Source organism: Pseudomonas sp. 5Vm1k (genome assembly GCF_056161485.1).
The window spans coordinates 1-13,797 of the sequence record NZ_JBSPCZ010000030.1; the positions used below are offsets into that span (position 1 = coordinate 1).

Consider the following 13,797-nt stretch of genomic DNA (forward strand, 5'->3'; position numbering starts at 1 on the left):
GAGCGGGCTTGCTCGCGAAGACTGCCTGACATTCAACAAAAATATCGTCTGTTACACCGCTTTCGCGAGCAAGCCCGCTTCCACAGTTGATAGGTGTTGATCGCATTTTCTGTGCCCGGCACAAAAACATTGTGGGAGCGAGCCAGCTCGCGAAGAGGCCTGTACATTCAACATTGAAGTTGTCTGTCAGGTCCCATTCGCGAGCAGGCTCGCTCCCACAGGGGATTTCGGTTGTGGCTGGATTGTGATCAGTAGCGCTGATATTTAGAGCCGAACTCAGGGCGGTTTTCTGCAACGACCACTCCGGCGTTCACGGCGTTGCTCGGGCTGATCAGCGCAACACGTTCGCGCAGTTCTTGCAGGCGGTCGGCGCCGCCTTCTGCCACGCGATTCTGGATCAGGCGATCCGAACCACCCTCGGCGACACGATTCTTTTGCAGGTTTTCAGAGCCATATTCCGCAACACGATTCTGTTGCAGTCGATCCGAGCCACCTTCCGCCAGCAGTTGCTTGACCGGGCTGTGGGAGGCCGCACTCAGGGTGTTGGCCGAAGCCAGGTTCGACAGGCCGAGGCCGCCAACCAATGCCAGACCGAGTGCCAGGGACGAGAATTTCGAGAAGTTGAACATGGATGATTCTCCGTGCATTTAAGTTGAGTGAGTCAGTAGCGCTGAGTGGGTCAGCGCTATCTGGTGTTCACAGTTGAAAGCTCGGGTGTATCGGGGATGTGTGCAGGAACGCCGCGAAATCGGGGTTTGCGTATCCGGAGCGGTTTCTTATACAGACCGATACAAAACCCTTTGAAATACCCGATCGGACTGTGGGCTTTGTATCGCTCTGTATCCAGCGGCCGGTTTGACACCTTTGGCCTTAATAACAGTGGTTTTACGACACATGACAGATACCTAGGGTCGATTGAATGGGTTCATCGAGACAAGGCGGCTCGCGTCGCGACTAGTCTTCATTGCAACCCGGAGGAAATCACCATGAACTGGAACAAACTAGCGGCAGCCAGCTTCTTCGCGGTCCTGAACGTTGCTGCGTTTGCGGCGCATGCGGATGTCAAAACCACGGCGCCTGTGGCAGCTAGCGCGAGCACCCTCAAGGTCGACCCGTTCGGCGCGCTGAAACATGTCAACGCCGGGTTGCTGAATGTGGCGTACGCCGAGGTCGGCCCGGCCGATGGGCCGGTGGTGATTCTGCTGCACGGCTGGCCCTACGACATTCACAGCTACAGCGACGTGGCGCCGTTGCTGGCGGCCAAGGGTTACCGGGTGTTGATCCCGTATGCGCGAGGCTACGGCGATACGCATTTCCTGTCTGACAAGACCCTGCGCAACGGCCAACCCGCCGCGCTGGCCAGTGATGTCATCGATTTCATGGATGCGCTGAAGATCAAAAAAGCCGTGCTCGGCGGTTACGATTGGGGCGCACGTTCGGCGGACATCGTCGCGGCGCTGTGGCCGGAGCGGGTAGAAGCGCTGGTTGCCGTGAGCGGTTACCTGATCGGTAACCAGGCCGCAGGCAAAAATCCGTTGCCACCCAAGGCTGAACTGCAATGGTGGTACCAGTTCTACTTTGCGACAGACCGTGGCGAGGCCGGTTACGAAAAAAATCGCCATGACTTCGCCAAGCTGATCTGGCAAATAGCGTCCCCGAAATGGACCTTTGACGACGCCACTTTCGACCGCAGTGCTGCGGCGCTGGATAACCCGGACCATGTCGCGATCACGATTTTTAACTATCGCTGGCGCCTGGGCATGGTTCAGGGCGAACCCCAATATGAAGCGCTGGAGCAACGGCTGGCCAAGGCACCGAGCATCACGGTGCCGACCATCACGATGGAAGGTGACGCCAACGGCGCGCCGCATCCCGCTGCCGAAGACTATGCCAAACGTTTTACCGGCAAATATGAGTACCGACTGATCAATGGCGGCATTGGCCATAACCTGCCGCAGGAAGATCCGCAGGCGTTTGCCAAAGCGGTGATTGACGCTGATCACCTGTAACATCGACACCGAACTACTGTGGGAGCGAGCTTGCTCGCGAAGGCGAAGTGTCCGGCGACGTTGATGCCGGATATGACGGCCTCTTCGCTAGCAGGCTCGCTCCCACAGGTATTTGATCGTTCCACTCAATCAGGATTCGCCGTTCATGAAAGCACTGATCTTCGGCGCCACCGGCATGGTCGGCCAGGGCGTACTGCGCGAAAGCCTGCTGGCGGCGGATGTCGAGCAAGTGGTCGTCGTCGGCCGAACCGCAGTCGAGGCGACGGACCCCAAGCTGCAATCGCTGGTGGTGCCGGACTTGACCCGGCTCAGCGGTGTTGAATCCCGGTTGCAAGGCTTTGACGCCTGCTTCTTCTGCCTGGGCGTTTCATCGTCCGGGATGGATGAGGCGCAGTATTCGCGCCTCACCTATGAGCTGACCCTGGCGGTGGCCGAAGTGCTCGCGCGACTCAACCCGAACATGACCTTCGTGTATGTCTCGGGTGCCGGCACCGACAGCAGCGAAAAGGGCAAAAGCATGTGGGCGAGGGTCAAGGGCCGTACCGAGAATGCGCTGCTGCGGTTGCCGTTCAAAGCGGTTTACCTGTTTCGACCGGGGATGATCCAGCCGTTGAATGGCGCCACCTCCAAGACCTCGGTGTATCGCTGGACCTACATCGTGATGGCGCCGTTAATGCCGCTCTTGCGCTGGCTGTTCCCGCGGCAGGTGTTGACCACCGTTTCGATGGGGCAGGCGATGTTGGGGGTTGTCAGGAACGGTTATACGACGGCGGTGATGGAGGCCGGGGATATCTATAAAGCGTCGGCCTGACATCGTTAACGCGATCAGTCCGCCGGTTCAAGGGCCGGCGCGGCTTCGTCGTTCTGCTCATTCCCACGATCAAGGAACAGAAAAACCACGCCTGCCGTCACCACAGTGATCGAGGTCAATACCAGCAGCAATGTACTGAAACCGGCGCTATAGCCATTGATCAGCGCGGCATGGCTGGTTCCGGCCAATAGCGTGGAAGCCCCCGGGACATCGCCGGTGACCAGGTGCTGTGCAGCCTCTGCGGTGTTGGTCGAGGGGCTTAGATGACTGGCCGTCAGTGCCGAGAGCAGGGCGCTGACCACCGCGACCGCGACCCCTTCACCGGCGACTCGCGTGGTGCTGAAAATGCCGGTGGCCATGCCGGCCCGTTCCTTGGGAACGACGCTGACCGCCAGCCCATCCATCAAGCCCCAAGGCAGGCTGATGCCGATGCCAATCACTAACATCGGCAATGCCAGCGCCCAAGGCGCGCTGCCGTTTGGCACATGACTGAGCCAGAACAGACCCGCTGCCGACACGAGCAATCCCACGCCGCAGATCGTCGATGGGGATAACCAGCGAGTCAGGTAGCCCGCCACGATCGGCAGAAACAACAGCGGTGCCGACAGCGCAATCATCAGCCGGCCGGCGTCGATTTCACTCATGCCGTCGATGCCGACAAAACGCACGGGCAGTAACAGGAGCAACACCACAAAGGCATAGGCCGGGGCGGCGGCGAGCAATTGCACGCCGACGAAGCGCGGGTAGCGGAACAGGCTGAGGTCGAGCATCGGCTGGGCGACCCGTTGTTCGATTACCACGAAGGCAATGAACGAGAGTAAGGCAACGGCGAACAAGCCGAGCACAAGCGGATCGCTCCAACCGCTTTGCGGCACCTTGAGCACGCCATAGGTGAAGATCCCCAAGGCCCAGGTGAAGCTGATTGCACCGGGCCAATCGATTCCGCCCGCCTGCGGATTGCGCGATTCGTCCATGTGCCGCGCCGCCAGAATAAAAGCGATCGAGGCCAGCAGCGTAATCAGCAGGAAAATCGTCGGCCAGCCAAACGCTTCAATCATGACGCCCGCCGCAATCGGTCCGAATGCCAGACCGATGCCAAAACTGCTGCCGACAAAACTGAACGCACGGATTCGCGCGGGTCCATCGAACACTTGCGCCAGGGCCGACATGCCGCCTGAGAAAGCCGCCGCAGCGGCGATCCCTTGGGCCGCGCGCAGCAGATCGAAAGTGGTCAGATCGGCAGCAAACGTCAGCGCCGCTGACAGCACCGCAAACGACGCTACGCCGCCGATGAAGACTTTCTTGCGACCGAAACTGTCGGCCAGTGCGCCTGCCACCATCAGGCAACTGCCGAAGGTCAGCATGAAAGCGTTGGTCACCCAATTGAGTTGCATGGGGCTACCGCTGAAGGCCCGGCCAATCGCCGGCAGTGCGACAGCGGCGGCCGTGAAGTTGAACGGCATGGTGATGGCCGCGATGCACACGGCCAGCAACACCAGGTTTTTTTGCGTTGTACGCGAAGCCGCTGAGCTTTCCATCGGGAGAATCCTTTGCTGAAGTTTGAACATGCAAGGATGATAGGGCGGCGGTAATCGTGTTAAAAACGGCAAATATTCCGCTTATATCGGAATAAAACGCTCGAATAGGAGATAGGTGATGGATCGGCTCAGTGGGCTCATGCCCTTCATACGAGCGGCTGAACTGGGCAGTTTTGTCGCGGCGGGCAGGGCGCTCGGATTGTCTGCCTCGGCGGTTGGCAAAGGCGTGACGCGGCTTGAACAGCAGGTCGGCGTGCGACTGTTTCAGCGCTCGACCCGCAGCATCAGTCTCACTGATGAAGGCCGGATGTTTCAGGAACGCTGTCGGCGCATTCTCGATGATCTGGACGATGCCCAGGCGGCGTTGTCACGCTCCACCGAAACCCCGCGCGGGCGCTTGCGACTGAGCTTGCCGATCGCCAGTTATCACCTGTTCCAGTCAGCGTTTCTCGAATTTATGTCCCAATACCCGGACATCGAACTGGACATCGATTTCAGCGACCAGATGGTCGACCTCATCGAGGAGGGCATCGACATCGCGATTCGTGGCGGCGAGTTGCCGGACTCGCGCTTGATGAAGCGCGCTTTGCTGCCGGTGCAGTTGATCATCTGCGCATCGCCTGACTACCTGGCGCGTCATGGCACGCCAAAAACGCCCAGAGACCTGGACAGTCATCTGGGCGTTCGTTTCCGGTTTTTCAAAAGTGGCAAGCTACAGGACTGGCCGCTCAAGCTTCGCGTCGGCGAGGCTGAAATTCGCACGCGTACCGTCCTGACCTGCAACAACATGGACATGGTGTGCAGCGCCATCATCAGCGGGTTCGGTGTGGGGATTCTTCCGGACTTCCTGGCGCGCGAACCCTTGGCCGATGGCTCGTTGCACAGGGTCTTGGGCGATCATCTGATCGGCCCTAATCCCTTGAGCCTGGTTTGGCCCTCAAGCCGTCAGCTCTCGCAGAAAATCAGGGTGTTTGTCGATTTCATCAGTGCGCATCTGGAAGGGCAGATGGCGTCGACGCGTTGAAACTCATGCTTTTTGCAGCATCTAGATAAGCCTTTGTGGCGAGGGAGCTTGCTCCCGCCGGGTTGCGAAGCGATCCAATTTTGGCGGGTGATCTGTAGGAGCGAGGCTTGCCCGCGAACAGGCATGACGCGGCGCAATAGATGACCGCGGCGCTCCCTTCGCGGGCAAGCCTCGCTCCTACAAAGGGCTGCTGCGCAGCCCCACGGGAGCAAGCTCCCTCGCCACAGGTTTTGCGTAAACCCGGAGAACGCAGCCCTCATCCAGCGGCAGCATTCACTTTAGGTTTGTTACGCAACCACTTGATAACAAGGCACATATGCCGCGCCGCCCGGCAGTTTCATCCGGTGCTGGGCAACGAACGCCTTGAGCAATTGATCCAGCGGTTGCATCACTGCCGCGTCGCCACGGATCTGGTATGGGCCGTGTTCTTCGATCAGGCGGATGCCCTTGTCCTTGACGTTGCCGGCGACGATGCCGGAGAACGCCCGACGCAGGTTGGCCGCCAATTCGTGGGCCGGCAGTTTGCGGCTCAGTTGCAGGCTGGCCATGTTTTCGTGAGTCGGATCGAACGGGCGCTGGAAGCCTTCGTCGATCTTCAGCAGCCAGTTGAAATGGAACGCATCGTTGCGCTCGCGGCGGAACTGTTTGACCTCTTTCAGGCCAGCCGTCATATGCCGCGCCACTTCCGCCGGGTCGTCGATGATGATGGTGTAGTGCTGCTTCGCCGCGTCACCCAGGGTGGCGCCGACGAATGCATCCAGTTGCTCAAGGTACGGCGCCGCGTGTTTCGGCCCGGTAAGGACGACCGGGAAGGGCAGGCCCTGGTTGTCCGGGTGCATCAGGATGCCCAGCAGGTACAGGAACTCTTCCGCCGTACCGGCGCCGCCCGGGAAGATGATGATGCCGTGACCGACGCGGACGAAGGCTTCCAGGCGCTTTTCGATGTCTGGCAGGATCACCAGTTCGTTGACGATCGGGTTTGGCGCTTCAGCGGCGATGATGCCCGGCTCGGTCAGGCCCAGATAGCGGCCGCCGTGGATGCGCTGCTTGGCGTGGGCAATGGTCGCGCCTTTCATCGGGCCTTTCATCACGCCGGGACCGCAACCGGTGCAGATGTCCAGGCTACGCAGGCCCAGTTCGTGGCCGACTTTCTTGGTGTATTTGTATTCTTCGGTGTTGATCGAGTGGCCGCCCCAGCACACCACGATCTTCGGCTCAACGCCTGGACGCAGGGTGCGGGCGTTGCGCAGCAGGTGGAAGACGTAGTCGCTGATGCCCTGGGACGTGCTGAGGTCGATGCGCTGGGCGTCGAGTTCGTTTTCGGTGTAGACGATGTCGCGCAGGGCGCTGAACAGCATTTCCCGGGTGCTGGCGATCATTTCGCCATCGACGAAGGCGTCGGCCGGGGCGTTCAGCAGTTCCAGGCGTACGCCACGGTCTTGCTGGTGGATGCGGATTTCGAAGTCCTTGTAGGCTTCGAGGATGGTCTTGGCGTTATCAACATGGGCGCCGGTGTTGAGGATGGCCAGGGCGCACTGGCGGAAAAGGGTGTAGGTGCTGCCGGAACCGGCTTCGCTCAGTTGCTGGACTTCACGTTGTGACAGGGTTTCCAGGCTGCCTTTAGGGCTGACAGAGGCGTTGATTACTTGTCGTTGGGACATTCAATGATCCTTAAAACGATGCCAGTCATAGAGGAGGAGCGATTGGCATCCGAATAAAATGTATCCATGAAAGAAGATGGCACGAAGTACGGTGTCTCGCCACGTTCTCCTTTTGACGATGAAAAGATGAAAAGGAGCCCCAGCATAGCTAAATCCTGTGATGAGGCGATAATGCCCCGCACTCTTTTTGCTCACTGACTCAAGGACGTTAGCCACGATGTTCGAAATCCAGCCGATGAATGCCGAAACCTTCCGACGCCAGACCCGGCGCAGCACGGTGATCATTGCCCTGATTTTCCTGGCGCTGGCGATGGTGCTGTCGACCACGGCCGTGGCGCTGTTCGGTGAGCCCGGCGGCGACAATTTACGGTTTAACGTCGGCGGCGTGTTTGTCGCGGTGCTGCTGATGGCGGCGCTGATGCGTGGCCGGTTCTGGAATCAGGAATGGATGGCCCCGGCGGTCTACGGCTGGCGCCTCAAGCGCAGCCTGATGAGCGTCACCAATGTCATGCACCAGGTGACGGCGGCGGTGGAGAAGCAAGACCCGACGGCCATGAAGCTGCTGCGTTTCTATCACCTGGGGTTGAACCAGATGCATGAACTGGACGGCAACTCCAGCGATCACAGCCAGTTGATCCGCGAAATGGATCAGCACAAGGCGCGGATGGAAGCGCTGGGCCTCGACACCGAACAGACGCAATTGAATCCGGCGTGGCTTGAGGCCGTGAAGCAAACGCCGCGTTAAGCCTGTGGTATGGGGGAAATCCGCACGATTGGATCTAGGGTTTCCCGGCGCTGGCGCCTAGGCTGAAAGTCATTCCCCGAACGGGGAAGCGGATGCCAGCAAGGAGCCCCCATGACCGCGACTCGCCCTATCCTTATCTTCGCCATGATCCTCGGCGTAGCCATGGCCGCCAACGGCGTGTTCATGCTGATCAATCCATCGTTGTGGTACAGCGCGGTACCCGGCGTCGAGCGCACCGGGCTGTTCAACCAGCATTTCATTCGCGATATCGGCTTGCTCTACGTGGCGATTGGCGCCGCGTTCGTCGGCGGCAGCCTGAGCCTCATCCACCGGATATTACTCTGGGCCTCGGCGGCGACCTGGCTGACCGCTCACGCACTGTTTCACTTCTGGGAAGTCGCCGCCGGGATCTGCGGGCCAGAGGCGCTACGGGTGGATTTTGCGGCGGTGACGTTGCCGGCGATTATCGGGATCTTGCTGACGTATTGGGCGTGGAAGACGTCGCGTCGCGTGACCGACTCCCGCGCCTGACACCTTTCAAACCCGCAGCCGCAGGGTCTCGAAGAGCTGCCGGTCTTCCTTTTTGGCCGAACGGGCATGACGTCGAATCACCTGCAACAGACATTCGGTGAAGCACTGGGCCGGATTGCTTAACGCGCCATTGCGGCGTGTCACGATGCTCAGTTGTCGCGGCTCGAACTGCTCGATCAGTCCCAGTGAGACCACTCGACCGAGGAAGGGAGGGGCAATACTGACGATGGACGGTCCCCAGGTGCACATGTCGACTCGCTCGACCATCATCTGCAAGATCGCCAGCGAGTGGGCGCGAACGATGCGGTTTTCATCGATCTGCGCGCCGTGTTGCCAGAACAACTCTTGCATCAGCCCATCGTGTCCGTCCGGCGCATAGTTCAACGTCCAGTTCTGCTCCAGCAGTTCATGGATCGATCGCGCGTCCTGACGAACATGGCCCTGACGGACCAGCACTGACGTCTGGTAATCGAGCAGGGTTTCGCAGGCAAACTCCTGGGTTGATTGCGCCGGGTGCAACTGGCCGATCGCAAAATCCATGCTGCCGTCGCGCAGCAGCGGCTGGGCCACGGCCATCAGGCTTTCGAACAACTCCAGGCGGATTTGCGGCATGCGTTCGCGAAAGGCCAGCACCACCTCGGGCAAGAAGGTCAGGGCGATCCACGGGGTAATCCCGACACAGAGCCGGCCCTGCGCCTTGCCGCGCATGTGATCGAGCTCGGTCTGTGCATGTTCCAGTTGCTTGATCACCAGCCGGGCGTGCGTCAGCAGCACTTTGCCGTATTCGGTGAAGTTCAGGCCGCTGGGGGTTCGGGTGAACAACGGCAGTTGTTGGCTGGTTTCCAGTTCACGCAGTGCTTTGGTCACTGCAGCCTGGGAAATCTCCAGCGAACGCGCGGCGGCCCGGATGCTGCCGGTTTCGGCGCTGGCAATCAGCGCTTGTAATTGATGCAGTTTCATCTGCTCACCCTGGTGACAACTGATGGTTGTCATCATAACCAAACTGCGTCTCCCCAGCCCAGAGGCCATTCCCTAAGATCCACCTCATCAACTGCTCAGCGTTTGTCGAAGGGGTACAACAATGGATGCCGGCCATGTCCTGCCTGGTATTGCAGCGATGCAAGATGAAATGATCGCGGTGCGTCACAGCCTGCACGCGCATCCTGAACTGGGTTTTCAAGAGTTCGCCACCAGTCAGCGGGTTGCAGAGTGTTTGACTCAATGGGGTTTTCAGGTCAGCACGGGCGTCGGCAAGACCGGTGTCGTCGGCACCCTGAAAAATGGTGAGGGCCGCTCCATCGGTTTGCGCGCCGACATGGATGCACTGCCGATTCAGGAAGCCACCGGTTTGCCCTATGCCAGCCAGATTGACGGAGTCATGCATGCCTGTGGCCATGACGGTCATACCGCAACCCTGTTGGCCGCTGCCAGGTATCTGGCGCAGACCCGGGCGTTCAACGGCACGCTGCAACTGATTTTCCAACCGGCCGAAGAAGGCCTGGGCGGCGCCCGGAAAATGTTGGAGGAGGGGCTGCTGGAGCGCTTCCCGTGCGACGCGATCTTTGCCATGCATAACGTGCCGGGTTACCCGGTCGGGCACCTGGGGTTTTACAGCGGACCGTTCATGGCATCTGCCGACACGGTGACGATCACTATCATCGGCAACGGTGGCCACGGCGCCGTGCCGCACAAAGCGATCGACCCGGTGGTGGTCTGCTCCTCGATTGTGATTGCGCTGCAAAGCATCGTCTCGCGCAACGTCAATCCGCAGGAAATGGCGATTATCACCGTGGGTTCCATTCATGCCGGCAGCGCATCGAATGTGATCCCGTCCAGTGCACAGATGAGCCTGAGCGTGCGTGCCCTGACGCCCGAGATCCGCCAGTTGCTGGAAGTCAGAATTACTGAGCTGGTCAACGGTCAAGCCGCCAGTTTCGGAGCCCGGGCCGAAATCGACTATCAACATTGCCATCCGGTGTTGATCAACCATCCCGGGCCTACCGCGTTTGCCCGGGAGGTCGCACGGGACTGGCTGGGCGAAGAGCGATTGATCGACGACCTGCGACCCTTCACCGCAAGTGAGGATTTCGCTTTCATCCTGGAAAAATGCCCCGGCAGTTATCTGGTGATCGGCAATGGCGACGGCGAGAGCGGCTGCCTGCTGCACAACCCCGGCTATGACTTCAATGATGCGTGCCTGCCGATCGGGGCGAGTTACTGGGTCAAGTTGGTCGAGGGATTTTTGAGGTGAGACGGCTTTTTTCGAGTGTCCATCTGTACACACATCGTTTGCGGTCTGGAGAGGAAAATAACAATGAACAAGATGATTGCCACTGTTTCTCTGCTTTGCCTGACGGCGTCCAGCCTGGCTGGCGCGGCTGACTGGTCTGGCAAAGTATTGAAACTGGGTGTCGACCCCACGTACCCGCCGCTGGAGTACAAAAACCAGGATGGCACGCTGACCGGGTTTGGCGTGGACATTGCCGAAGCGCTCTGCGCGGAATTGAAAGCCCGCTGCGTTTGGGTTGAAAGCAGCTGGGACGGGATGATCCCGGCGCTGCTGGCGCGCAAGTTCGACGCGGTGGCGTCGTCGATGACCGTGACGTCCAAGCGGCTGGAGCAAATTGCGTTTACCGACAAGGTGTCCAACGCTCCGGCACGGCTGGTGGTCAAGCGTGGATCGGGCCTGCTGCCGACCCTGGAATCGCTCAAGGGCAAACGCATCGGCGTAGAGCAGGGCTCGACCCAGGAAGCCTATGCCAAAGCTGTCTGGGGGGCGAAAGGCGTGGATATTTTGTCTTACCAGAATCAGGACCAGGTGTACGCCGACCTGGTGGTGGGGCGACTCGATGCCTCGCTGCAGGGCGCCATTCAAGCCAGTTACGGCTTCCTGGGCACGGCGGCGGGCAAGGACTATGAATTTGCCGGTGCAACCCTGGATGACCCGAGCTTCTTCGGCGTCGGTGATGGCATCGGCTTGCGCAAGAACGATGTGGAGTTACGTGAGGACTTGAACAAGGCACTGGCGACCATTCTGGCCAACGGCACGTACGCGCGGATCAACAAGAAATACTTTGATTTCGACGTCTACGGCGCGAAATAACGCCCCTCGCGACTTTGTGCAGGGCGGTCGACCTGGCCGCTCTGCTTCAGCATCCCCTTCACCTCAACCTAATAAGAACAAGGAGAGTGAAATGCTTCTGGAAGGCTTTGGCCCGCAGATCCTGCTGGGCACCCTGGCCACAATCAAACTGGCGTTGTGGTCATTATTGATCGCTGTGTTGGCAGGACTGCTGGGCGCCAGTTCCAAGTTGTCCTCCAACCGATTATTGCGGGCGCTGGCCACCGGTTACACCACGGTGATCCGCAGCATGCCGGACCTGGTGATCATGTTGCTGCTGTTCTTCAGTCTGCAGATGCTGCTCAACCGGATGACCGATTGGCTGGGTGTCAGTCAGATCGACATTGACCCGTTTCTGGCCGGTGTCGTGACCTTGTCCTTCATTTACGGGGCTTACTTTACCGAGACGTTTCGCGGTGCCTTCCAGGCCGTTCCGGCGGGTCAGCTCGAAGCGGCGCGGGCTTACGGCATGAGCCGGGGGAAAACCTTTCGCAAGGTGTTGTTCCCGCAAATGCTCCGTCACGCGTTGCCGGGTATTGGCAATAACTGGCAGGTGTTGATCAAGTCCACAGCCCTGGTATCGATCATTGGCCTGACCGATGTGGTCAAGGCCACCCAGGATGCGGGCAAGGGGTCGATGCAGTTTTTTTACTTCACGCTGGTGGGCGGCCTGATTTACCTGGCGATCACCACGGTGTCCAACGGCGTGTTGCTGTGGCTTGAGCACCGTTACTCAGTGGGTGTCAGGAAGGCCGCGCCATGACCGGCATACTCGACGAATACTGGCAGGCTTACTTGTGGAGTGACGGGCCACACTTTTCCGGGTTGGCGGTAACTTTATGGCTGTTGATTCTGGCGGTGGTGAGTGGCTTCTTGCTCGCGGTGCCGTTGTCGATTGCCCGGGTCAGCCGTAATCCGCTGCTCCGGCTGCCGGTCTGGTGCTACACCTATGTGTTTCGCGGCACGCCGTTGTACATCCAGCTGCTGTTCTTCTACACCGGGGTGTACAGCTTGCATGTGGTTCGGTCCCAGGACTTTCTCAACGCGTTTTTCCGAGACGGCTTCAACTGCACGGTGTTGGCGTTCGGGCTCAATACCTGCGCTTACATGACCGAGATTTTTGCCGGTTCGATCAGGGCGACGCCGTACGGTGAAATCGAGGCCGCCCGCGCCTACGGGATGAGCCGGTTCACGCTCTACCGCCGGATCGTCCTGCCGTCGGCACTGCGTCGGGCCCTGCCGTTTTTCAGCAATGAAGTGATTCTGATGCTGCATTCCACCTCGGTAGCGTTTACCGCCACGGTGCCCGATTTGCTGAAGATTGCCCGGGACGTCAACTCGGCGACCTACGCCTCGTTCACCGCGTTCGGTATCGCCGGGGTGCTGTATGCCGCCAGCGCTTTTTTCCTGATCTGGCTGTTCCGGCGCGGCGAACTGCATTGGCTCGCCTACCTCACTCCCCGGACGCACTGACCCCCCATCGGACTTGCTCGAATGTATAAATTGATCGTTGAAGATGTGCATAAAAACTATGGCAGCCATGAAGTTTTGAAGGGCGTCTCACTCAAGGCCAAGGCGGGTGATGTGATCAGCATCATCGGCTCCTCCGGGTCCGGGAAAAGTACCTTCCTGCGCTGTATCAATTATCTGGAACAGCCGTCAGCGGGGCGCATCATCGTCAATTCGCAGGAACTGCTTACCCGCAAAGATTCAAGAGGCGACTTGCGCGCAGTCGATCCCCGCCAGTTGCAGGTCATGCGCAGCCAGTTGTCGATGGTGTTCCAGCACTTCAATCTGTGGAGCCACATGACCGTGCTGGAAAACCTCATCGAGTGCCCGATGAGTGTGCTGGGTATCAGCCGTTTGCAGGCGCTGGAGCGGGCGCGCCATTACCTCGCCAAGGTTGGTCTGACGGCGAAGGTCGAGGGTCAGTATCCGGTCCACCTGTCCGGTGGCCAGCAACAGCGCGTCGCCATAGCCCGCGCGCTGGCCATGGAGCCCCAAGTGATGTTGTTCGATGAACCGACTTCCGCCCTCGACCCGGAGCTGGTGGGCGAAGTGCTTAAAGTCATGCAGCAATTGGCCGAAGAAGGCCGCACGATGGTGGTGGTCACCCACGAAATGGCGTTTGCCCGGCAGGTGTCAAACCACGTCATGTTTTTGCATCAGGGCCGGGTGGAAGAGCAGGGGGCGCCGAGCGCGGTGCTGGAGCAGCCTCGGAGCGAGCGATTGCGGCAATTTTTGACCGGGAGCCTAAAATAATCACAAGCGTCGGCTTTTGATGATGCATAGTCGCTCGGTGCCGGGCGACTCCTGTGCGTCATGGGCCGTAAAAAGGGCGAACGGGAAGATTCGCC

General features: G+C 59.6%; 14 protein-coding genes. 10 read left to right on the plus strand and 4 right to left on the minus strand.

All coding sequences use genetic code 11. The features are described 5' to 3' along the window. Nucleotides 1-248 precede the first annotated feature (248 nt). Nucleotides 249-629 (minus strand): hypothetical protein, encoded by a 381-nt coding sequence (locus tag ACWIKB_RS31930; RefSeq protein ID WP_475271412.1) that lies wholly within the window; start codon nt 627-629, stop codon nt 249-251. 357 nt (nt 630-986) lie between these two features. On the opposite strand from ACWIKB_RS31930, the gene ACWIKB_RS31935 reads away from it, so the two are divergent. Both ACWIKB_RS31935 and ACWIKB_RS31940 read left to right on the plus strand, forming a co-directional pair. Beyond that, nucleotides 987-2,009 (plus strand): alpha/beta fold hydrolase, encoded by a 1,023-nt coding sequence (locus tag ACWIKB_RS31935; RefSeq protein ID WP_475271413.1) that lies wholly within the window; start codon nt 987-989, stop codon nt 2,007-2,009. Between the two features lie 145 nt (nt 2,010-2,154). Continuing rightward, nucleotides 2,155-2,820 carry an NAD-dependent epimerase/dehydratase family protein gene (locus ACWIKB_RS31940; RefSeq protein WP_475271414.1) on the plus strand — a complete coding sequence of 222 codons (666 nt, stop codon included), beginning with the start codon at nt 2,155-2,157 and terminating at the stop codon, nt 2,818-2,820. A 14-nt stretch (nt 2,821-2,834) separates the two neighbouring features. On the opposite strand, the gene ACWIKB_RS31945 is transcribed toward ACWIKB_RS31940, so the two are convergent. After that, nucleotides 2,835-4,358, minus strand: a complete 1,524-nt coding sequence (locus tag ACWIKB_RS31945) for an MFS transporter (protein WP_475271415.1) — start codon at nt 4,356-4,358, stop codon at nt 2,835-2,837. A 118-nt stretch (nt 4,359-4,476) separates the two neighbouring features. Here ACWIKB_RS31945 and ACWIKB_RS31950 point away from each other — a divergent pair, with 118 nt between their 5' ends. Then, the gene (locus ACWIKB_RS31950) at nt 4,477-5,382 is read left to right on the plus strand and encodes a LysR family transcriptional regulator (protein ID WP_475271416.1); all 906 of its coding nucleotides are present in this window, start codon (nt 4,477-4,479) and stop codon (nt 5,380-5,382) included. A 287-nt stretch (nt 5,383-5,669) separates the two neighbouring features. Here the strand turns inward: ACWIKB_RS31950 and ppnN are convergent, their stop codons facing one another. Beyond that, complete coding sequence (gene ppnN, locus ACWIKB_RS31955; protein ID WP_475271417.1) at nt 5,670-7,043, minus strand: nucleotide 5'-monophosphate nucleosidase PpnN; 1,374 nt, start codon at nt 7,041-7,043, stop codon at nt 5,670-5,672. A 217-nt stretch (nt 7,044-7,260) separates the two neighbouring features. On the opposite strand from ppnN, the gene ACWIKB_RS31960 reads away from it, so the two are divergent. Then, the gene (locus ACWIKB_RS31960; protein ID WP_475271418.1) at nt 7,261-7,788 is read left to right on the plus strand and encodes a DUF3087 domain-containing protein; all 528 of its coding nucleotides are present in this window, start codon (nt 7,261-7,263) and stop codon (nt 7,786-7,788) included. Between the two features lie 111 nt (nt 7,789-7,899). Continuing rightward, nucleotides 7,900-8,319, plus strand: a complete 420-nt coding sequence (locus tag ACWIKB_RS31965; protein WP_475271419.1) for a hypothetical protein — start codon at nt 7,900-7,902, stop codon at nt 8,317-8,319. A 6-nt stretch (nt 8,320-8,325) separates the two neighbouring features. Here the strand turns inward: ACWIKB_RS31965 and ACWIKB_RS31970 are convergent, their stop codons facing one another. Beyond that, entirely contained in the window at nt 8,326-9,315 is a 990-nt protein-coding gene (locus ACWIKB_RS31970) for a LysR family transcriptional regulator (protein ID WP_475271420.1), read from the minus strand. Nucleotides 9,316-9,400: 85 nt separating this feature from the next. Here ACWIKB_RS31970 and ACWIKB_RS31975 point away from each other — a divergent pair, with 85 nt between their 5' ends. The 5 genes from ACWIKB_RS31975 to ACWIKB_RS31995 all read left to right on the plus strand — a co-directional run bounded on the left by ACWIKB_RS31975 (nt 9,401) and on the right by ACWIKB_RS31995 (nt 13,702). Next, a complete protein-coding gene (locus ACWIKB_RS31975) occupies nt 9,401-10,570 on the plus strand; it encodes a M20 aminoacylase family protein (protein WP_475271421.1) in 1,170 nt (389 codons plus the stop codon). A 63-nt stretch (nt 10,571-10,633) separates the two neighbouring features. Continuing rightward, on the plus strand, nt 10,634-11,422 hold the full coding sequence (locus tag ACWIKB_RS31980) for an ABC transporter substrate-binding protein (RefSeq protein ID WP_475271422.1): 789 nt from the start codon (nt 10,634-10,636) through the stop codon (nt 11,420-11,422). 91 nt (nt 11,423-11,513) lie between these two features. Beyond that, a complete protein-coding gene (locus tag ACWIKB_RS31985; RefSeq protein ID WP_475271423.1) occupies nt 11,514-12,203 on the plus strand; it encodes an ABC transporter permease in 690 nt (229 codons plus the stop codon). Further along, nucleotides 12,200-12,913, plus strand: coding sequence for an ABC transporter permease (locus tag ACWIKB_RS31990; protein ID WP_475271424.1), 714 nt, complete (start codon nt 12,200-12,202; stop codon nt 12,911-12,913). Before ACWIKB_RS31985 ends, ACWIKB_RS31990 begins: the two co-directional genes overlap by 4 nt. 21 nt (nt 12,914-12,934) lie before the next feature. Beyond that, complete coding sequence (locus ACWIKB_RS31995) at nt 12,935-13,702, plus strand: ABC transporter ATP-binding protein (protein ID WP_475271425.1); 768 nt, start codon at nt 12,935-12,937, stop codon at nt 13,700-13,702. Nucleotides 13,703-13,797 lie beyond the last annotated feature (95 nt).